We start from the raw sequence: 19,854 nt of genomic DNA, 5'->3' as shown, positions 1-19,854 counted from the left end.
TTTATATTCTCCCCTTAGGGGAACGCACCGCGCAGGCCGAAGCCGCCAGGAGAAGGAGCAGTTCACTGACATGACCACCCGATCACGCCCGAGATGGCGGAACGCCATCACGGGCTTCCTGGCCGCGGCCATGGCGGCCGGCGCCCTGGGCACCGCGCACGCGGCCGACCCGCTCGTCCTGGACCACGGCCACATCGATGCGTTCAACGTCTCCGTCGTGGACGGTGAACTCGTCCTCGACCTCAAGGAGGACGTCACCGGCTCCCACGTCCCGCACGCCCCCGAGGACGTGCTGTTGCACGTGAAGGAGGATGCCTGGATCGACGGCATCCCCGAGGGGTACCCCGGGGCCCCGGCGGGTTACGTGCTGCCGCTGACGCAGGACCAGAACCTCATCTGGCCCGGCTGGGACACGGGCGGGGTCGCGGGAAGCGGCTACACCGACGTGGAGATCGACATCTCCGCGGTGGACGGCCCAGGCCCGGTCTACCTGTACACGCTCAGCGGCTTCGGCACCGTGACCCCGCTGCTGGAAGAGGGCGACTACGAACTCCCGGGCACCCTGCGGGAGGAGAGCCCCGCACACACCCACGCGCAGTGGACGTTCACCGAGCCGGGCGAGTACACCCTCACCGCCCGCGCCACCGCCACCAACCCCGGCACCGGCGAGTCGATCACCAGCAACACCGCGGCCTACGCCTTCTCCGTGGGGGACCGGGAGGCACCGCCGCCCGTTCCCAGCAGCCTGTCGATCGAAGGGCTGGCCGACCATTACCACACCGGCGACGCCGTGGAGCTGACCGCGGTGCCCAACGCCGCGACGGACCTGGACCACTACCACTGGTACACCAGGGACTCGGCCGCCGGGGACTGGGAGGCGGCCGAGGGCGGTGACGGAGACCGTTACACCGGCACCGCGGAGATCGACGGCCGGCAGATCAAGGCCGAGCTGCTGGACGCCGACCACGAGGTCGTCGCCGAGTCCGCGCCCGTGACCGTGCACATCGACGATCACCAGGGCGAGGACCCCGGCGCCACCACGCTCACCGTGGAGGGGACGGCGGAGCGCTACCGGCCAGGCGACACGGCCGAGTTGACCGCGGTCCAGACCCCGGGGACGGAGCTGGACCACTACCACTGGTTCACCCGCGGCTCTGCCGAGGCCGAGTGGGCACTGGCCGGCGACGCCGGAACCGGGGCCGACTACACGTTCGAGGTGGCCGAGGAGGCGGACGGTCTCCAGGTGCAGGCCCGCCTCTACGACCACGACCACGAGGCCGTCGCAGCGTCCGAGCCGGTCACCATCCGGGTGACCGCGGACGACGCCCCAGGCGACACGACCGGCAGCGGCTCGGGGGGCAACGGCGGCGCGGCCGTCGGGAGCCCCACCGGCGGCGGGGCCACCGAGGGCGGGTCGGGCAACGGCGGTTCGGGCAGCGGCGGGGCCACCGGCGGCGGAGAGCCCTCGTGCTTCCCCGTCGAGGAGGAGCATGAGGTGCCCGTGGAGCCCGGCCGGGCGCTGGTGCTCGACCACGGGCACGTCGACGCGTTCAACGTCACCGCCGAGGGCGACGACCTCGTCCTGGACCTCAAGGAGGACGTGACCGGCAGCCATGTGCGGCACGCCCCGGAAGACGTGATCCTGCACGTCAAGCCCGATGCGCTCGCCGAGGACATCCCGGCCGAGTACCCGGGCAGCCCCGCCGGCTACCTGCTGCCGCTCACCCAGGACCCGAACCTGATCTGGCCCGGCTGGGATACCAACGGGGTCGCGGGCAGTGGCTACACCGACGTGGAGATCGCCGTCAGCGCGGTGGAAGGCCCCGGCTCGGTCTACCTGTACACGACCAACACCTTCGGCGGCGTGGTCTCGCTGCTGACGGAGGGCGGCCACGAACTGCCGGGCAGCGTGCGGGAGGAGAGCCCCGCACACACCCACGCGCAGTGGACGTTCGCCGAGGCGGGCCAGTACACGCTGACCGTCCGGGCCACCGCCACCGACCCGGACACGGGCGAGTCGGTCACCAGCGATACCGAGACCTACACCTTCGCGGTCGGGGACGCTCCCGGCGACCTTGAGACGCAGGGTGGCACCACGACCGAGATGGTCACGGTGGGCAGGACGGCGGACGGCGAGGACTGCGAACTGTCCGACGACCAGGTGGCCGGCGGCAACCTCGCCGGCACCGGCAGCAATCTGCCGCCGCTGCTCATCTGGATCAGCGCGGCCCTGATGGCAGGCGGAGCCGCCGCCTTCGCGATCAACCGGCGTCGTCCGGCGGCGCACGCCTGAGGCGCACGGCGACCGGGTGTGGGAGGGGCCGGGCGCCCCTCCCACACCCGGTCGCCGACGGCCCCGTGACCACTTAGAAGAAGAGAGGCCACCCAGTCGATGACCGGGAAGAGCGGCACGAGACGCCGCCCGACGAGCGCGGTCCGAGGGGTTGTCCTGGCCGCCGCGCTGGCGATGTCGGCCGGCGGGTGCGGTGGCATCACCAGCCCCGCGGACGACGGCCGGGTGAGCGTCGTCACGACCACCGGCATCCTTGCCGACCTGGCCCGTCACGTCGGCGGGGACCTGGTGGACGTCGAGTCCCTCGTCCCCGAGGGCGGCGACCCGCACAGCCATGAGCCCTCCCTGCGCGACATTCGCGATGTCGTCTACGCCGACGCCGCGTTCAGCAACTACCTCATGCTGGAGGAGCAGAACCTCATCCGCGCGCTGGACGCCAACCTGCCCGCCGGGGTGCCGAACGTCTCCCTGGCCGAACGCGCGGTGCGGTACGCCGCCGAGATCATCCCGCTGGTGGAGAACGTCAACCTCGACACCATCTGGCTGGGGCTCCGCGTCCGTGGCACCGGCGAGGAGCTGGGCGCCACCCGCTCGTCCGAGGTGCGGCTGAAGGCCACCGGTCTGGAAGGCCCCGGCGAGCTGGTCGGCTATCTGACCGAGACGTTCGGCGAACCCGCGGTCTTCTTCGACTCGTCGGACGGCTTCGACGCCGGGGACGGTTACGAGGACGACACCGCCCTCCTGCCCCCTGACGCGCACACGCACATGAGCTGGGCGTTCACCGAACCGGGCGTCTACCGGCTCCAGATGGCGGCCGAGGCCGTGCCCACTCCGCAAAGCCGCCCCGTTCCGCTGGGGCGGAGCGTCATCACCTTCGCCGTCGGGGTCGACCCCCACTCGGTCCCCGGCATGGCGGGCGCCGCCGTGCTGCACAGCGGTCACGCCGATGTGACGGTGGACCTGGACGGCGCCGCGAGCGGGGCGGACAGGGCGGACGGTGCGGACGGGGGCCTCTATCTCTACGCCGATCCCGAGGGCGGCGGTGCCGCGCGGCAGGAGGTGCACGCCGCTTCCGAGACCGTGATCGAGGTACCCAACAAGGCCGTCACCGAGGTGCCGGGGGACCCCAGGTTCCGGATGCTGGGCCGCGCGGGCGACGACATTCACCAGCTGCCCCAAGCGGTCCTCGGCCGCCATGTGCACGGGGAGATCGACCCCCACCTGTGGCAGAACGTCCGCAACGCGATGGCCTACGTCAAGATCATCCGCGATGTGCTGATCGACATCGACCCCGAGCACGCCGCCGACTACCGGGCCAACGCCTCTTCCTACCTGTCGGAACTGGAGGAACTCGACCGCTACGTGACCGAAACCATCGCCGGGATACCCGAGTCACGGCGCCATCTGGTCACCACCCACGACGCCTTCGGCTACCTCGGCGAAGCCTACGACGTGTCCATCGCCGGCTTCGTCACCCCGAATCCGGCCACCGAGCCGAGCCTCGCGGAACGCCGTCGGCTGGGCGAGACCATCGCCAACCTCTCCGTGCCCGCCGTCTTCCTGGAGCCGAACCTCCGCAGCCGCTCCAGCACCCTCGTCCAGGTCGCCGAGGAACAGGGCGTCGAGGTCTGCACCATCTACGGCGACGCGTTCGACGAAGAGGTCACCGACTACGTCGAGATGATGCGCGCCAATGCCGACTCGCTGCGCGACTGCCTCGGTTGAGGGGCCCTCTGCCCTCTGCCCTCTGCCCCCGCGTGTGCCCTCTGCCCCGGCCCACTCGTCCCGCTCGTCCCGCTCCCCGCGAAGAACAGGAAACCCGATGCTCTCCCTCCCTCCGCCCCCGGCCGGACTCCGCCGACGGGCCCGCAATGCCTCGGTCGCCCTGGGCGCCGCGGCCGTCCTGCTCGGCACGGCATCCCCCGCCGGGCACGCCCAGGACGGCGGCGGCGACGGCGGTGACGGCGGCGGTGGCCTGGAGCAGACCGTCGCTCCGGAAGAGGACAACATCGCCGGTGAAGCGGTGCTCAATGTCGGCCACGTGGACATCGGCCCCCGCTTCGTCGACGGTGAATGGCACATCCACGGCCGCGACGACTCCCAGTCGCCGCCGGTCTGGCGGCCGTTGACCGACGTGGTGACACAGGTGGTCGATGCCTCACGGCAACAGGCGCCGGACGACCCGGACTTCGGGTTCCTCGACGCCGAGCCGGGAAGCGACCTGTTCGTGATCCCGCAGACGCAGGCGCCCGAGGTCATCTGGCTCGGCTGGAACACCCAGGACCCCGAGGTGATGGAACGGGTGAACCGCGGGGTGACCCTCACCATGCACGGCGTCGAGGGCCCCGGGCACTTCGCCGTCTTCCTCCAGAACGGCGACCTCGGCGCCCCGGACGTGCTGTGGGACGGCGACGAGGAGGGTCCGCAGGAGCTGTGGGTCGACCTCAACACGCACACCCACGCCAACTGGGTCTTCACCGAACCCGGCGTCTACGTCGTGGACTTCGAGGTCTCCGCCGATCTCATCACCGGCGAGCACGTCTCCGCCCGCGCCCCGCTGCGCTTCGCCGTCGGCGAGGAGACCGACGTGCGGGAGGCGTTCGACGCAGGCGGCGGTCCGGCCGCCGAAGAGGAGGAACGGACTCAGGAGTCGAGCGCCACCGGCCCGCCGGCCGAGGACCCGGAGGGCGGGGACACGGCCTCGGACGAGGAGGACGCGTCACTGAACGTGGTGCTGATCGCCGTGGGCGCCGTGGCCCTCGCCCTGCTGGCCGCGGTCGTGGTGGTCACCGCCCGCAGCCGGCGGGCCCGCAGGATCGCGGCGGCCACCGACGCCACCGACGCCGCGGACACCGGCACCGGCACCGGCACCGGGCACGGCCGGAGCGCATCATGACCGCGTTGTCCGTCCAGGGGCTGAACGTCGTACTCGGCGGCCGGCTGGTGCTCCAGGACGTCGACCTCAAGCTTGAGGCCGGGGACTTCATGGGGCTGATAGGGCCCAACGGCGCAGGCAAGACCACCCTGCTCCGCTCCGCACTCGGCCTGGTCAGACGCTCATCCGGCACGATCGAGGTGGCGGGCGCGCCGATCTCGAAGATGCGGCAGCGCGTCGGCTACGTCCCCCAACGCCACGAGTTCGCCTGGGACTTCCCCATCAACGTCGCCGACGCCGTACTCTCCGGGCGGGTGCGGCGCGTCGGCTGGGTACGCCGCGCCGGAGTCGCGGACTACCGGGCCGTCAACGAGGCCCTGGCGCGGGTCGGCATGACGGCGCTGCGCGACCGCCCCGTCGGCCAGCTGTCCGGCGGGCAGCGCCAACGGGTCCTGGTGGCCCGGGCCTTGGCGCTGCGGCCCAGCGTGCTCCTGCTGGACGAACCGTTCACCGGTCTCGACGTGCCCACCCAGGAGCTGCTGACCGACCTCTTCACCGAGCTGAGCCAGGAGGGCCAAGCGGTCCTGATGACCACCCACGACCTGGCCGCGGCCATGCACACCTGCGGCACGCTCTGCCTGGTCAACCGGACGGTCGTCGCCACCGGAACGCCCGACGCGCTGCGCGACGCGGAACTGTGGCGCACCGCCTTCGGCATCCGGCCCGGGAGCCCGCTGCTCGCGGCGCTGGGGGTGAGCTGATGCTGTCCCCGCAGGAATTCGTCACCGACCTCTTCAACCCCGCGCTCTCCTTCCTGCCGAAGGCCCTGTTCGTCGCGCTGATGTCCTCGGCCGTCTGCGGCGTCATCGGCTGCTACGTGGTGCTGCGCGGCATGGCGTTCATCGGCGACGCCGTCGCCCACGCCGTCTTCCCCGGCCTGGCCGTCGCCTTCGTCGTTCAGGGCAACCTGGTCCTCGGCGGCGCGGTCGCCGGCGTGCTCACCGCCGTCGCGGTCGCGGTCTTCTCCCAGAACCGCAGGCTGCGCGAGGACAGCGTCATCGGCGTCTTCTTCGTCGCCGCCTTCGCCCTGGGCATCGTCATCATCAGCCGCTCCCCCGGCTACGCGGGGTCGCTCCAGCAGTTTCTCTTCGGCTCCATCACCGGCATCCCGGACGAGGACCTCTACGTCGTCGCCATTTCGAGCGCCGCGCTGCTCGTCCTGACCTTCCTGCTCCACAAGGAGTTCGTCGCGGTCACCCTGGACCGCGAGTCGGCGCGCGCACTCGGACTGCCCGTCTTCGCCCTCGACCTGGCGCTCTACATCATGGTCTCGGTCGCCATCGTGATCTCCGTGCAGACCATCGGCAACATCCTGGTCCTCGCGCTGCTCGTCACTCCGGCCGCCACCGCGCGGCTGCTCACCGACCGCCTCGGTGTGATGATGCTGCTCGCACCGCTGATCGGCGGCTTCTCCGCGCTGACCGGCGTGTACCTGTCCTGGAGCCTGGACCTCCCGACCGGCGGCACCATCGTCCTGGCGGCCACGGCGCTCTTCCTCCTCGCCTGGACCTTCGCGCCCCGCCACGGTCTGCTGAGCCGCCTGTGGCAGCTGCGGCGGGCCGCCGTGCACGTTCACCACGCGGGCCACCCGCGGTGAGGGGGCGGCTCACGAGGACAGATGCGCGAGCAGCCGATCGAGCGGACGTGGTACGCGGGTGAGGTCCAGATCGTCGACGAGCGATCGTGCGTACCGGCTCTTCCGGCCGCTGATGGTGCCCATGAAGCGCCGCAGCTGCTGCTCGACGTTCCGCTCCCGCTGGGCGGGCTGCTTCTGGAAGATGCGGAACGCCCGCAGGTCGCCCCGGGCGTCGACGACCCGCTGCACGGAGGCGGCACCGAGCGAACGGATCAGCTCCTCCTCCAGGTCGGCGACGCACACGTAGAAACCGAGCGGCTCCATGTCGGCGCGCGCGAGGCCGCGGCCGAGACCCGCTCGTTCCAGGGCGCGCGAGAAGTGGCCTTCCTCTCCGGCGTCGCACAGGCCCGCCAGCCCGACGTCGAGACCCTGCGGGCCCAGCAGGCTCAGGAATCTGCCGATGCTGGTCGCGCCGCCGAGCGGAATGACGGCGATGCCCTCCGCGCCGAGGGCGCGGCCGTGCCGCGCGGCCAGCGCTTCGAGCGCGACCTGGTCGCTGACCCCTTCCACGAGCACGGCCATGCGCAAAGCGGTACCGGCCGCCACTTCGCGCGCCGCCGCGGCGGCGGCCGGGGCCCCCGCACCGCCGGCCGCCCACTCGATGACCGCCAGGCGGAACTGTCCTATCGCGTCCACAGACCCCAGTTTCTCAGCCACGTCCGCGGCGGCGTCCGCGGCGGGGTCCGGCGTCACCTGGCCGGGAGGTGGGCCGCGCGGAAGAGGCGCTTGGTCATGCCGAGGCGTTCGTAGGTGGCGATGGCCGGGGCGTTGCCGGTGAGCACCATGAGCGCGGTGCGGCCGTACCGGGCGACGAGGGCGTCCACGACGAAGCCGCACACGGCTCGCGCGAGCCCGCGCCCCCGGGCGGCGGGGTGGGTGACCACCCCGCCCATGAACCCGCACCCGGCCGCCGACCATGCGTCCGCCGCGACCACCAGCGGTTCCGCCGCCGCGCCGCCGTTCACCTCATCGAGGACCCCGGCCCAGCGGCGCACGCCCTCGCGTCCCGGCTGCGCATAGGAGTCGGGGAAGAAGCGATCGAACAGTGCCGCCGCCTGCCGCTCTCCACGGGCGTCCAGCCACCGAACGCCCGCGGCGCCGGCGCCGGTCGGGGACATGGTCTCCATCCACAGGAAGTGGTGGACCGGCACCAGTCCGGGCAGCTGCCGCATCAGGTCACCGATCAGGGCGGCCTCTCCCAGGAGCCGGTAGGAGGGACCGACCCGGTCCAGGACGCGCCGCAGCAGAACGCCCGCGTCGGCGCCGTCGCCACCGACCACGAGCCGGTCCTGCTGCGGGTTCGGACTCGCCACGGCCAGCGCCGCCCCGTGCCGCCAGGCCCGTACCCCAGGGCCAGGACTGCCGTCGCCCCGCCCCTGGGCGGCCCAGATCAGAGCTCCGCACCCGTCCGCGGCCCGGTGGATGTCGCCGAGCCGCACCAGTTCTTCCACTTCTTCCGCTTCTGCCACGCACCGTGCTTAGCAGGCGTTCCCGCACCCGCGCTGTGACCCGGCACTCATCGACGGCGAATCACCGGCCCGTGTCCGCCCGCGGCGCCACGGCTTTGAGGAGCAACAGGCGGCCGCGGCACGCGCTCATCGGCGGGCTGGTCCGCAGCCGCGCCGCCCGCCGCCGCACGCCCACGGCCGGGCATGCCGTGGCGGCAGCTGAGGAGTTGGCACCGAGCCACCGCGGAACGACCGGACCACCGCGTACTGCATACGTACCAGGCGCCGGTTGCTGCGTGGGGACGATGACCGGCGGGGGCGTCGGCGGGGATTCTCTGAGGGCGCGCGCAGCCTTTCTTCCTTTTGCCGACATCCGACGGGAGTCGTGGTGGCAACTTTTCTTTACCGCATCGGACGATGGACCTTCCGGCGGCGGCGGCTCGTGGGCTCGCTCTGGCTGGCCGCGCTGGTGCTTGTCGGGGTGGCCGCGGCGACGGCCGAGTCGGGTCCTGAGGACGAGTTCTCCATGCCGGGCACAGAGGCGCAGGAGGCGTTCGACCTGCTGAACGAGCGCTTCCCCGGCGGTGACGCGCAGGGCGCCGAGGCCCGTCTCGTGTTCCAGGCCCCGGACGGGCAGCGGGTCACGGCCGGGCCGCACCGGGCGGCCGTCGAGGACGCGCTGGGCGCCCTGGCCGGGGGCGACCAGGTCGCCTCGGCCACCGACCCGTTCGCCACCGGCGCCGTCAGCGAGGACGGTGCCGTCGCCTACGCCACCCTCACCTACACCGAACGGGCGACCGGCCTGACCGAGGCGACGACCGCCGCGCTCGAGGACGCCGCCGGCCAGGCGCGGGACGCCGGTCTTACCGTGGAGATCGGCGGCTCGGCGCTGGAGGCCGAGGAGGAACTCGGGGGCGTCACCGAGCTGATCGGGCTGGCCGTGGCGGCCCTGGTGCTCGTGATCACCTTCGGGTCGCTGGTCGCGGCAGGGCTGCCGCTGCTGACCGCGCTCATCGGCGTGGCCGTCGGCTTCTGCCTCATCGCGGCGCTCGCCGACCCCCTGGGCCTCTCCTCCACCACATCCATCCTGGCGATCATGCTGGGTACCGCGGTCGGCATCGACTACGCGCTGTTCATCGTCTCCCGCTACCGTTCCGAGCGGGCCGGCGGCCGCGACCCGGAAGAGGCCGCGGGGCGCGCGGTCGGCACGGCCGGGACCGCCGTCGTCTTCGCCGGGCTGACCGTGATCATCGCCCTGTCCGGTCTCGCGGTCGTCGGCATTCCCATCCTGACGAAGATGGGACTTGCCGCGGCGGGCACCGTTGCGCTGGCCGTCCTGGTGGCGCTGACGCTGGTTCCCCCGCTGCTCGGTTTCGCCGGGCGCCGGCTGCTCCCCCGCGCCCAGCGCAAGGCGAACGCGACCGACAACGGCACCGGCACCGGCACCGGCCGTTCCGGACTCGGCGTCCGCTGGGCGCGGTTCGTGCTGCGCCGGCCGGCCGCCGTACTGCTGACCGCGGTGGCCGGCCTCGGCATCGTGGCGACGCCCGCGCTGAGCCTCGAACTGAGCCTGCCGGGCGATGAGTCCCTGTCCACCGACACCACCCAGCGGCGCGCCTACGACCTGCTGTCGGCGGGCTTCGGCCCCGGCTTCAACGGCCCGCTGACGGTGGTCGTGGACACCGGGGATGCCGCCGACCCGCAAGGCGCCGCGGACCTGGTCGCCGACACCGTTACCGGCGTGGACGGCGTCGTGTCGGTCGGTGCCCCCGCGTTCAACGAGGCCGGGGACACCGCCGTGCTCACCGCCGTCCCCGCGACCGCGCCCAACACCGCCGAGACCGCGGACCTGGTCCACACCATCCGCGACGCGGTCGGCGGAGCCGGCGCGGATACCGGCGCCGAGGTGCTGGTGACCGGCACCACCGCGCTGAACATCGACGTCTCCCAGGCCCTCGGCGACGCGCTGATCCCCTATCTGGCGATCGTCGTCGGCCTCGCCGTCCTCCTGCTCATGGTCGTCTTCCGCTCGGTCCTCGTTCCTCTCAAGGCCACGCTCGGCTTCCTGCTTTCGGTGGGCGCGGCCCTGGGAACCGTCGTCGCGGTCGTCCAGTGGGGCTGGGCGGCGGACGCGTTCGGCGTCGGACAGACGGCGCCCGTCATGTCGCTCATGCCGATCTTGCTGATCGGCGTGGTGTTCGGCCTGGCCATGGACTACGAGGTCTTCCTCCTCACCCGCATGCGCGAGGCGCACGTCCACGGCGCGAACCCGCGCGAGGCGATCACGGACGGCTTCCGGCACAGCGGGCGCGTGGTGGCCGCCGCGGCGTTCATCATGATCAGCGTCTTCGCCGGGTTCGTCGGAATGACCGACCCCATCATCAAGACCCTGGGCATCGGCCTGGCCGCCGCCATCGTCTTCGACGCGTTCGTCGTCCGAATGGCCATGGGGCCCGCGGTGATGGCCCTGCTCGGCCGCCGCGCCTGGTGGCTGCCGCGTAGCCTGGACCGCATGCTGCCGAACGTCGACGTCGAGGGCGAAGCCCTGGGCCGGACGCACCCCGCGCCCGTGAACGGGCCTGCCGCCGAGGCACCCCGGCCCGTGTCCCCGTCCAGGGCCGGCGGAAGCTGATCCCGCGATGTGGACGCCCGGCATCAACGGTGACCGGCCGCGTCACGCGTGGTTGTGGGAGGGCGTGATCACGGCGGTGGCGCTGACGATGTACCTGGTCGGCGGGGCGATCGACCCCGACGGCGGTACCGCGGCGCCGCCGCCCGCCCCCGCGTTCCTGCTCGCCGCGCTGTCCTGTGCGGTGCTGCCGCCGCGGCACCGCCTGCCGCGGACCGCGGTGGCGGTGACGGCGGGGTGCGGGGTGCTGGCCCCGCCACTCGGGCTCGACTTCAACCCGCTCCTGATGGTGCCGGCCATGGTCGCCGTCTTCTCGTTCGCCGCGCGCCGGGAAACGCGCGAGGTGGCCGCGGCCATCGCCGCCTCCGCGGTCCCGCCGGCCGCCTCCTCGCTGCTGTTCGGGGCCGGCTCGTGGCTGGAGTCCGGCACGGCGTCCACCGTGTTCTTCCCGCTGCTGGCCGGGGCGTTCGGCACCGCCGCGCGGAACCGGCGGGCCTACCTGGCGGCCGTGGAGGAACGGGCCAGGCGCGCCGAGGAGAGCCGGGAGAGCGAGGCCAGGCGGCGCGTGGCCGAGGAACGGGTGCGCATCGCCCGCGACCTGCACGACGTCGTCGCCCACCACATCACCCTGGTCCACGCGCAGGCTTCGGTCGCCGCCCTCTTCTTCGACTCCCGCCCCGATGAAGCCCGCGCGTCGCTAGGCCAGCTCACCGAGAACACCAGCAGCGCACTCGACGAACTGCGGGCCACCGTCGGCCTGCTGCGCGAGTCGGGGGACCGCGGCGCGCCCCTCGCCCCGCCCCCCGGGCTGGCCGAACTGCCCGCGCTCGCCGACTCGTTCCGGCACGCCGGGCTGGCCGTGTCGGTGCACAGGAGTGGCCGGGCCAGGCCGCTGTCGCCCGGCGCGGACCTCACCGCGCACCGCATCGTGCAGGAGGCGCTGACCAACGTGACCAAGCACGCCGGGACCGGCGCCGCCCGGGTGGACCTCGCCTACGGCCACGACCGCCTGACCATCACCGTCACCGACGACGGCCGGCGCGTGGCCGCGGCGGGCGAGCGCCCGCCCGGCCACGGCCTGATCGGTATGCGGGAGAGGGCCACGGCGGCCGGCGGCCGGCTGTCCGCCGGGCCGCGCCCGGAGGGCGGCTTCCGCGTCGCCGCCGAACTGCCCCTCCCCCCGGCCCGGAAGGACGCGGGAACGGACGCGGGAACGGGGACGGTGCCGTGACGATCAGGGTGCTGCTCGCCGAGGACCAGGCGCTGCTGCGCCGGGCCTTCCGGCTGATCATCGACTCCGCCGACGACATGGCGGTCGTCGGCGAGGCGGCCGACGGCCTGGAGGCCCTGCGGCTCACCCGGGAACTGCGCCCGCACGTGGTCATCATGGACATCCGGATGCCGGAGATGGACGGTCTCGCCGCCACGGCGGAGATCTGCGCCGACCAGGACCTGGCCGGCAGCCGCATCCTGATCCTGACGACGTTCGAGAACGAGGTGTACGTGGCCCAGGCGCTGCGCGCCGGAGCAAGTGGCTTCATCGGCAAGGGCATCGCCGTCGACGATCTGCTGGCCGCCGTCCGCACGGTGGCCGGCGGCGAGGCGCTCCTCTCCCCCACCGCCACCCGCGCCCTGATCACCCGCTTCCTGGCCGCACCGGACGGCGTTCCGGCAGGCACGCCCGAACGGCTGAGCCTGCTCACGGCGCGCGAACGCGAAATGGTGGCCCTCGTCGCGACCGGCCTGTCCAACGAGGACATCGCCGCCCGGCTGGTCCTGAGCCCCTTCACGGTACGAACGCACGTGCACCGCGCGATGGCCAAACTGGCGGCCCGCGACCGGGCGCAACTCGTAGTCATCGCCTACCAGTCGGGCCTGGTCCGAGCCACCCCGAACGGGACCTGAGGCGGCCCACCGCGCGGCGGGCGCGCCCTCGTCAAGCCGCCATGCCCGGCCGAGCGCAGAAGCGGCGCCGGCTATGCCGTGAAGCAAAGCAGCGGGCCTGACGCCCTCTTCCGGTTCTTTTGCCTCGCTGGCAATGTCTTGTCATGGAGGGGTTACGTTACGTGCCCGCGCTGCCGGTGCGGCGCGGGTCGCTGAGCGCATTCCGGACAGTGAAACCGGTCATCGACGAACAGACGCAGCCACTGTGGGTCGTGCCGCCCACAAACGCCCCGGAAGCGCTGCCCGCATACTTGCGGAAAAGCGCAATGGACCTCAACGGCGCGAACGGCCTGCACCCCGGCTGGCTCGACACTCGCCACGTCGAGGCCACCCCCGACCTGGTGGCCGAGCAGGTGTGGCCGCAGCTCTCCGCGCCCCTACTGGGCCCCGCCCTCCGCCCGGTGACCGGCCCGGAACGCGCCCCCGCACAGCAGTTGGCCGCCGCCGGACTCGCCGCCGACGCGGGCGGCGGACTCGGTGTCCGGGTGCGAGCACAGGACCTCGACGAGGCGCAAATGCCGCGGCTGTTGTCCGAACTACTCGCACGAGTGAGCCCCGCGGCCTCGGACGTCGACCTGCTGGTGGACCTGGGCGAGGTGACCGTCGTACGGGAGGCGATGACGTCGGCGCTCCGCGTCTGGGAGGCGGTGCGCGGGGCGGCAAACTGGCGCCGCACCGTTCTGCTCGGCGGCTCGTTCCCATGAAGCGCGGACGGCTTGAAACAGCGCGAGGTGACGCCCCTGCTGCGAGTGGAATGGATGGCCTGGAGCGAGCTGAACGAGGCGGCCGGGAACGGTGACGGCCCGCACTTCGCCTTCGGCGACTATTCGGCCCTCCACCCGCGCACGTGCGACGAGCCGGCCAATCCCGTTCCGCCGCCAAGGATCTATGAGAAGTCCCGGTACACGACGGCCGAATATTTCCTGGTGGGGAAGGGCAGGCGGTGGGGGTCGAAAGACCCCAGCCTGATGCGACCTTTGGCCGAAACCATCGTCGCCGACGCGGAGTTCCGCGACGACGCCACCGAGGCCGAGCGATGGCTGTCGGCCCTCGCCGCCGGCCAGGACGGCACCGGTTCGGGCAATGCGGAGACATGGGTGAAGCAAGGGCACACACAGCACCTGGCGTTCGTGGCCGGGCAGGTGAGGGGCGGACGATGACCACGCCTGCCCGGCCGCAGTTCAGCCCGCCGCCTGCGTCACGAACGCCTGCCAGGCGGCGGCGGAAACCACCAGCGCCGGACCGGCCGGATTCTTGCTGTCACGGACGGGGACGGCGCCGGGAAGCCCGTCGGCCACCTCGATACAGTTGCCGCCTTCCTCGTTGCTGTAGCTCGACTTGCGCCACGACGCGAATTCAGCAGCCCCGAGTTGTTCGGTCATCGCGTTCGCACTCCTTGAGGTATCGCCGGATCAGACTGAGCGAATCATCAACGGGAAGAGCCTTGGAACGGGCCAGATCGAACTTGCGTGACAGCTTGATCAACCTATCCGAGGTGAGAACAGGTTCCCCCACCATGGGGCCCTCGACGTAACCGATCAACGTCCCATCGTCCAGGTTCATGAGCGTAACACTGCCGCCTGGTACGGAGTGTGCTCCGGCCGTGAAGGGCAGTACCTGGACTGTGTTGTAGACGCTCTGCGTCATGTCCAGCAGGTGCCGGAGTTGTCGGCTCATGCAATCGGGCCCACCAATGGGGCGCTTGAGGACTGCTTCGTCCAGAAGAACCCAGTATTGCGGGGGCACCTCACGCTCGAACAGCTCCTTGCGGCGCATGCGAAGGGTAACCCACTGCTCCAACTGCTCCTCAGAGTCCCACCCGTGACCGACGCGGATCAGCTCGCGCGCATAGTCTTCCGTTTGCAGCAGACCGGGCATGATCGTGCTGGTCATCTTCTGGATGCGCTTGGCCTTCTTCTCCTTCCGCAGCAGCATGCGGCCGTAGTCCGGGATCGCCGCGTCCTCCGCCGCTTTCAGGAGATCGGCGAACAGGGACGGGACACCGAAAAACGTGTCCATCGCCCTGGCGAGGTTCTCGGACGGCAGTTGCTCGCCTCGTTCCACCCGGCCGAGGTACCCGTAGGGGAAACACAGTTGCGCCGCGAGATCCCGGATCGACAGCTTGGCGTTCTTGCGGTGCCGCGCCAGTTGGCGGGACAGCACGATGCGGTAGGTCATCCGATCGTCGTCAGGGTTCAGTTCCATGATCCACCCTCCGTCCCGTTCCCCGCGTGCCCTTCGCGATATCGGGCACATGAAGAAGGGTTTCCTTGTGAGCTTCGGCGTCGATGACAGAGATGAGCCTTCCGCCAGCGTCACAGCACAGTCACAGGGAGTTGATGCTCATCATTCACCTCACCGAGCCAACTCGCAACGCGCTCTACCGGTTGTCACTCGATGTCCGCCCGCAGTCGGGTGGCCCTGAGGTCCTCGTAGCCCGCGATGAGGGCCAGCGCACGCGTCCGGCACCGACGGGCCTGGTCGGCGTCATCGCTGGCGAGTGCCTTGGCCAGGGCGTCGAGGGCGACGGCTTCGTGCCAGGCGTCGCCGAGCTCATGGAAGGTGGCGGCGGCTCGGCGGTGGAAGTCGGCGGCTTCCCTGTGGCGTTCCAGCCAACGGTAGGTCTCGCCCGTTCCGAGCCAGGCGAGGGCTTCACGGCTGCGGTTGCGGAGCCGCCGGTGCAGGGAGGCGGAGCGTTGGTACGAGGCCAGGGCCTCGGCGTACTGGCCGAGGGCCTGTTGGGCGTTGCCGAGGCTGATGAGCCAGATGGCCTCGGCGAACTGATTGCGGAGGGAGAGGGCGATCTCCACGGCGTCCTGAGCACTGCGCAACGCCGCCTCCGCATCGCCGCGTTCGCATTGGATGTCGCTCAGCGTCCACAGGGTGTTCCCCTCGCTCAGCCGGTTCCCGGTTGCCCGCTGGTAGGAAAGGACATCAAGGCTGATCTCCTCGGCTGCCACCAGTCGCCCGGCCCGATAGCGCGTCAGAGCGAGGTTGGCCCGTGCCACCGCTTCGAAGTGCCGGGCCTCGATGTCCCGGAAGAGTGCAATGGCCTGCTCGAAGTGGTCACCGGCCGCGCTCAGTTGTCTGCGGTTGAGGTGGGTGAGGCCGAGCAGATTCAGCGAATTGGCCTCGCCATACCGGTCCCCCAGTTCGCGCCGGATGGCCAGAGCGCCTCGGTGGCATTTCTCTGCGGCGCTCAGGTCGTTGAGCCGGGCATGGGTCATGCCGAGGTCTTCCAGCAGCGTGGCCTCCCCCTCCCGCTCGCCGAGGCGGCGGGCCGCCGCCAAGCCGATCAGTCCCGCATCGAGCCAGTCCAGCGCGGAGGCGGAGGGCGCCTGCGCAGGGTAGAGGACGGCAGGCAACTGCCAGGCGTAGGTGTCGAGACCGGCGGTCTGCGCCGCGCGCGTCGCGGCAAGGACATTGGCGTGCTCACGCTCGGACCAGTTCGCGGCGGTGTCGTAGTCGGAGAACGACAGGGGCATCACCGCCTCGTCCGGCGGATCGATGGAGAGGCGCGCCTCTTCCGGTTCGAGCCAGATCTGTGCGGTGTCGGCGGTGTGCAGGTACCAGTCGAGAACGCGGCGCAGGGCGGCCGTGCGCCGGTCGGAAGGTTCCTCGCTGCGGGCCTGGTCGGCGGCATAGGCTCGCAGGAGATCATGGAACTCGTACCGGTCGGGGGAGGTCTGCTCCAGGAGGTGGGCGCCGACGAGAGTGTCGAGGAGCTGACGGGCGCGGTTGACGTGCGTCCCGGCGACGGCCGCGGCGGCGTGCAGGCCGAACTCGGGGCCGGGGTGCAGGCCGAGAAGACGGAAGAGGCGTGCGGCATCCGCGGGCAGCGCCCGGTAGGACCACGTGAAGACGGACCGGACCGCCTCGGCTTCGTCGTCCTCTCCCGCACTGAGGGCGTCCCACAGGCCGGATTCGTCGCGGAGATCGGCAATCAGGTCGTCGATGCCCAGGTGGGGGTGCGTGGCGGCCCTTTCGGCCGCGATACGCAGAGCCAGCGGCAGATGCGCGCACTGGCGCGCGAGTTGGGCGAGCTTCTCCGCGTCGTCCTCGGGACGGTACCCGGCGGTGACGGCACGGATCAGGGCCACGGCTTCGGGTTCCGGCAGGGTGCCGAGCGTCAGACGGTGGGCGCCATCACGGATGGCCAGGCCGGACAGGCGGCTGCGGCTGGTGACGACGGCAAGGCAGCGGGCGTTGCCCGGCAGCAGCGGGCGGACCTGCGCGGCGGTGGCGGCATTGTCCAGGACGATGAGCATCGCGCGCTCGGCGAGGAGTGACCGGTAGAGCGCGGCGGCGGCGTCCGGATCGGCAGGAACCGAGTCGGCGGAGGTCCCGAGGGCGGTCAGGAACCGGTGCAGAGCTTCCGACGGGGTGACCGGCCGCCCCGGGTCGTAGCCGCGGAGATTGATGTACAGCTGGCCGTCAGGAAAGCGGCCCCGTACCTGATGGGCCCAGCGCAGTGCGAGGGAGGTCTTGCCCGCCCCGGCCGTCCCGGCTATCACGCAGACCGTGACGACCAGAGGGGTGCCTGCGGTGCCGGGGAGGAGCGCGTTCAGACGCGTCAGTTCCTCCGACCTGTTCACGAAGCCTCGTAGGTCACCCGGTAGCTGGCGGGGGAGCAGCGGCGGAGCACCGCCGGGGCCGTGGAAGTGGACCCCGCCACTGACGGCGCCTGCCTGGACCACGTCGCGGGAGGACCCCGACAGCTCGGAACGCGTGCCGCCGGAGCGCTGTTCATCTCGCTGGGGCTCGTTGATCGGCTACTCCTTCGTCAGCCGCGGCGGGGGAAGGGGCGCCACTTCCCGCTCGAAGTATGAGGCGAGGTCTTCGCCCTCCTCGAACAGTGTCCGGATGGCGTCCTCCCAGCCCGTCACCAGCTCGGGCTCCGTGAAACGGACGCCACCGTCCAGCACGCCCTCATCGGTGTAGATCACCTGGTAGAGCGTCTGGCCACCGATCACGACCAGCTCGGGCAGCGGGCCGTCCGCCTCCGGACCTGCGACCTGGCCAGCGTCGATGATCCGGATGGCTTCCCCGTACTCGGCGTTCAGCCGCAGCGAGTGCAACTCCCACTGAATGTACGGAGTGAAGGGCTGCTCGACCACGCGCACGCGATGGAAAACGGTGCACTGTCTGCGGTCCTGCTCACCATCTTCCCGCAGGCTTTCGCGCCGGACATCGAGAAGCCGGATGGCGCTCTCCCAGTCGCCGCGCCCGAGCGCTTCCCGGCCGGGGCTGTTCTGCTCCACGAAGTGCTGGCCCCGCTCCAGCTTCCAGGAGTCGCGCCCGTGGATCTGCGTGTAGCGCTGCCAGAAATCCGCCTCGTACGCGTGGAGGGCGAGCTGCTTCCCCCTGGCGGGGTCGAGGAGGGGAGGGCGGGGAGACTGGAGGTCAGGCATCGGGGATGTCCGCTTTCGCCGCGCTGAGCATATTGCCGGGGAGGATCACGAGCCGCTCGTCCGCGGCGAGGGTGACGCCCTCCGGGAGCCGGGACGTGTACGCGACCGTGAGATCGCGTCCGATGACGGCCACATCGCCGTTGTCGAGCTGCCAGATGTCGGGGCAGCCCGTCTTGCCGTCGGTATTGCCAAGCTCCTCGGCCGACTTCCCCAGGCGGTGAGTGAACGAGGCCGAGGGATCAGCTTCCCAAGGACGAGACATCGCTACCTCCACGTGACGCGGGCCCGTAACGGACTGTACTCAGCCGAATCGCGTCCAGACAACGGGCGGTCGGCGATATGGCCCGAAGGAAGCACCCTTGCTGCCCGGGATGCGAGGGCACGGAGTAGCAGGTCCGGCCGGTGCCGTGGTCAGTGGGTCGTGGCGGTGGCGAAGTGGTTGGCTGCTGTGTGGAATGCCTGTTTGGGTTCCCAGTGGTGGCCGGCGGCCGGGTCGGTGTCGTTGTGCCAGATGGTCTTTACGAGGCCGTAGGCGGCCTTGTCCTCGTCGCGGGACGGGTCGGCGCGGTGGGGGGCGTCCCGGGTGACGAACTGGTGAATCAGTGCGGTGTGGAGATTGAGGGAGGTGAACGCGTCGATCATCTGCCCCACGTACGCGGCCTGGACCTCTTCGCTGCGCTCCAGTTCGGACAGGTCCGTGAACCGCCACGCCATACCGCCCGCCTCCGGCGCGCCGGTGTAGGCGCAGGTGCCGCACTCCAGAATCGCCAGTGGTTTGCCCCAGCGCCGGTACTCCGCCAGTTCGCGGGCGTGGCCGGCCGCGTCGGGGTGCAGCGCGTAGTAGTCGAGGCCGACGATGTCGAACAGGCTCCAGTCGACCCGGTCGACTACGGGGTCGTGGGCGGCGCCGTAGGTCAGGGGGCCCCGGAAGACGGATCTGCCGACCCCGGCGGCCCGTGCGGTGAACGCGGCCAGCAGCCGCCGCATGCGGTCGACGTCGTAGGTGCCCGCGAGCATGTTCTCGACGCGTTCGAGGGCGTGGTCGCCGGGCACGATGCCCGGCACGAACAACCAGAACTCGCAGCCCACGGCCAGGTTCACCCGGGCGCCCTCGCGGCGCAGCCGCTCGGCCGCGCGGCCGGTCTCCGCGAGGTGGTCCAGGATGTCCTCCTCGGCGACGTCCGCCAGGCGCGGCTGGAGCCAGACGTGCAGCCCGCGTTCCGCCGCCTCGCGGGCGGTGGCCGCCAGCCGTTCGACGCCGGTGCCATAGACCATGACCGAGTTGGCGTGCAGGTCCTCGGCGATGGCCCGCAGGTCGGCGCGCATCCGCGCGGCGTTCCAGCCGGTCGCCGGTGTCTCCCCGTCCGTGACCTCGTAGTCCACGCCCCGGTACGTGAGCCCACCGCCGCTTCGCGCCGCGGCTGTTCCGGCCGTCGCGGCGGCCGGGGCCAGGCCCAGCACCGCCGCCCCGGCCAGGAACCGCGCCCGGCTCATTCCTTCGCCCACCGTTCTCACCTTCCCGCTGTCCGTTCGGCCGCGGTCAGCCTGCCGGGGCCGG

Annotated in this window: 16 protein-coding genes and 1 pseudogene; 9 read left to right on the top strand and 8 right to left on the bottom strand. The window is 71.6% G+C overall.

The genetic code is table 11. From position 1 onward, the window contains the following. Nucleotides 1-70: 70 nt before the first annotated feature. The 5 genes from STBA_RS26750 (at nucleotide 71) to STBA_RS26730 (ending at nucleotide 6,825) form a co-directional block, all read left to right on the top strand. On the top strand, nucleotides 71-2,293 hold the full coding sequence (locus STBA_RS26750; protein ID WP_077061651.1) for a choice-of-anchor M domain-containing protein: 2,223 nt from the start codon (nucleotides 71-73) through the stop codon (nucleotides 2,291-2,293). Between the two features lie 99 nt (nucleotides 2,294-2,392). Then, the gene (locus STBA_RS26745; RefSeq protein WP_077061650.1) at nucleotides 2,393-4,018 is read left to right on the top strand and encodes an anchored repeat ABC transporter, substrate-binding protein; all 1,626 of its coding nucleotides are present in this window, start codon (nucleotides 2,393-2,395) and stop codon (nucleotides 4,016-4,018) included. 97 nt (nucleotides 4,019-4,115) lie between these two features. Further along, nucleotides 4,116-5,189 carry a choice-of-anchor M domain-containing protein gene (locus STBA_RS26740; RefSeq protein ID WP_077061649.1) on the top strand — a complete coding sequence of 358 codons (1,074 nt, stop codon included), beginning with the start codon at nucleotides 4,116-4,118 and terminating at the stop codon, nucleotides 5,187-5,189. Continuing rightward, entirely contained in the window at nucleotides 5,186-5,929 is a 744-nt protein-coding gene (locus STBA_RS26735; RefSeq protein ID WP_077061648.1) for an anchored repeat-type ABC transporter ATP-binding subunit, read from the top strand. The genes STBA_RS26740 and STBA_RS26735 overlap by 4 nt, the downstream gene beginning before the upstream one ends. Beyond that, nucleotides 5,929-6,825, top strand: a complete 897-nt coding sequence (locus STBA_RS26730; RefSeq protein ID WP_216355979.1) for an anchored repeat-type ABC transporter permease subunit — start codon at nucleotides 5,929-5,931, stop codon at nucleotides 6,823-6,825. Before STBA_RS26735 ends, STBA_RS26730 begins: the two co-directional genes overlap by 1 nt. A gap of 9 nt (nucleotides 6,826-6,834) precedes the next feature. Here STBA_RS26730 and STBA_RS26725 read toward each other — a convergent pair whose 3' ends face one another. Continuing rightward, nucleotides 6,835-7,500, bottom strand: a complete 666-nt coding sequence (locus STBA_RS26725; RefSeq protein ID WP_077063631.1) for an ATP-dependent endonuclease — start codon at nucleotides 7,498-7,500, stop codon at nucleotides 6,835-6,837. Nucleotides 7,501-7,553: 53 nt separating this feature from the next. Continuing rightward, nucleotides 7,554-8,333, bottom strand: coding sequence for a GNAT family N-acetyltransferase (locus STBA_RS26720; protein WP_253195020.1), 780 nt, complete (start codon nucleotides 8,331-8,333; stop codon nucleotides 7,554-7,556). 367 nt (nucleotides 8,334-8,700) lie between these two features. On the opposite strand from STBA_RS26720, the gene STBA_RS26715 reads away from it, so the two are divergent. The 4 genes and pseudogenes from STBA_RS26715 (at nucleotide 8,701) to STBA_RS39030 (ending at nucleotide 14,045) form a co-directional block, all read left to right on the top strand. After that, nucleotides 8,701-10,944, top strand: coding sequence for an MMPL family transporter (locus STBA_RS26715; protein WP_077061646.1), 2,244 nt, complete (start codon nucleotides 8,701-8,703; stop codon nucleotides 10,942-10,944). 64 nt (nucleotides 10,945-11,008) lie between these two features. Further along, nucleotides 11,009-12,172: a histidine kinase gene (locus STBA_RS26710; RefSeq protein WP_366510891.1), complete on the top strand. Its 1,164-nt coding sequence runs from the start codon at nucleotides 11,009-11,011 to the stop codon at nucleotides 12,170-12,172. Further along, nucleotides 12,169-12,846, top strand: a complete 678-nt coding sequence (locus STBA_RS26705; RefSeq protein ID WP_077061644.1) for a response regulator transcription factor — start codon at nucleotides 12,169-12,171, stop codon at nucleotides 12,844-12,846. Before STBA_RS26710 ends, STBA_RS26705 begins: the two co-directional genes overlap by 4 nt. Nucleotides 12,847-12,989: 143 nt before the next feature. Then, a pseudogene (locus STBA_RS39030) lies at nucleotides 12,990-14,045 on the top strand (hypothetical protein). Nucleotides 14,046-14,066: 21 nt separating this feature from the next. Here STBA_RS39030 and STBA_RS26690 read toward each other — a convergent pair. The 6 genes from STBA_RS26690 to STBA_RS26665 all read right to left on the bottom strand — a co-directional run bounded on the left by STBA_RS26690 (nucleotide 14,067) and on the right by STBA_RS26665 (nucleotide 19,802). Then, complete coding sequence (locus STBA_RS26690) at nucleotides 14,067-14,267, bottom strand: DUF397 domain-containing protein (RefSeq protein WP_077061641.1); 201 nt, start codon at nucleotides 14,265-14,267, stop codon at nucleotides 14,067-14,069. Then, entirely contained in the window at nucleotides 14,242-15,090 is an 849-nt protein-coding gene (locus tag STBA_RS26685; protein WP_077061640.1) for a helix-turn-helix transcriptional regulator, read from the bottom strand. The genes STBA_RS26690 and STBA_RS26685 overlap by 26 nt, the downstream gene beginning before the upstream one ends. 185 nt (nucleotides 15,091-15,275) lie before the next feature. Beyond that, the gene (locus tag STBA_RS26680; protein ID WP_366510890.1) at nucleotides 15,276-17,480 is read right to left on the bottom strand and encodes a tetratricopeptide repeat protein; all 2,205 of its coding nucleotides are present in this window, start codon (nucleotides 17,478-17,480) and stop codon (nucleotides 15,276-15,278) included. Between the two features lie 177 nt (nucleotides 17,481-17,657). Next, entirely contained in the window at nucleotides 17,658-18,296 is a 639-nt protein-coding gene (locus tag STBA_RS26675) for a DUF6879 family protein (protein ID WP_077061639.1), read from the bottom strand. Next, complete coding sequence (locus STBA_RS26670; RefSeq protein ID WP_077061638.1) at nucleotides 18,289-18,558, bottom strand: hypothetical protein; 270 nt, start codon at nucleotides 18,556-18,558, stop codon at nucleotides 18,289-18,291. Before STBA_RS26670 ends, STBA_RS26675 begins: the two co-directional genes overlap by 8 nt. A gap of 149 nt (nucleotides 18,559-18,707) precedes the next feature. Beyond that, nucleotides 18,708-19,802 carry an abortive phage infection protein gene (locus STBA_RS26665; protein WP_253195018.1) on the bottom strand — a complete coding sequence of 365 codons (1,095 nt, stop codon included), beginning with the start codon at nucleotides 19,800-19,802 and terminating at the stop codon, nucleotides 18,708-18,710. Nucleotides 19,803-19,854 lie beyond the last annotated feature (52 nt).

Source organism: Streptomyces sp. MP131-18, from assembly GCF_001984575.1.
GTDB classification, from domain to species: Bacteria; Actinomycetota; Actinomycetes; order Streptomycetales; family Streptomycetaceae; genus Streptomyces; species Streptomyces johnsoniae.
This window is presented reverse-complemented; position numbering and strand designations above follow the sequence as displayed.

What these genes read in the sequence shown, in the direction of transcription:
- STBA_RS26750 (WP_077061651.1), top strand. Translation starts at nt 71, where the DNA reads ATGACCACCCGATCACGCCCGAGATGGCGGAACGCCATCACGGGCTTC.
- STBA_RS26745 (WP_077061650.1), top strand. Translation starts at nt 2,393, where the DNA reads ATGACCGGGAAGAGCGGCACGAGACGCCGCCCGACGAGCGCGGTCCGA.
- STBA_RS26740 (WP_077061649.1), top strand. Translation starts at nt 4,116, where the DNA reads ATGCTCTCCCTCCCTCCGCCCCCGGCCGGACTCCGCCGACGGGCCCGC.
- STBA_RS26735 (WP_077061648.1), top strand. Translation starts at nt 5,186, where the DNA reads ATGACCGCGTTGTCCGTCCAGGGGCTGAACGTCGTACTCGGCGGCCGG.
- STBA_RS26730 (WP_216355979.1), top strand. Translation starts at nt 5,929, where the DNA reads ATGCTGTCCCCGCAGGAATTCGTCACCGACCTCTTCAACCCCGCGCTC.
- STBA_RS26690 (WP_077061641.1), bottom strand. Translation starts at nt 14,267, where the DNA reads ATGACCGAACAACTCGGGGCTGCTGAATTCGCGTCGTGGCGCAAGTCG.
- STBA_RS26685 (WP_077061640.1), bottom strand. Translation starts at nt 15,090, where the DNA reads ATGGAACTGAACCCTGACGACGATCGGATGACCTACCGCATCGTGCTG.
- STBA_RS26675 (WP_077061639.1), bottom strand. Translation starts at nt 18,296, where the DNA reads ATGCCTGACCTCCAGTCTCCCCGCCCTCCCCTCCTCGACCCCGCCAGG.
- STBA_RS26670 (WP_077061638.1), bottom strand. Translation starts at nt 18,558, where the DNA reads ATGTCTCGTCCTTGGGAAGCTGATCCCTCGGCCTCGTTCACTCACCGC.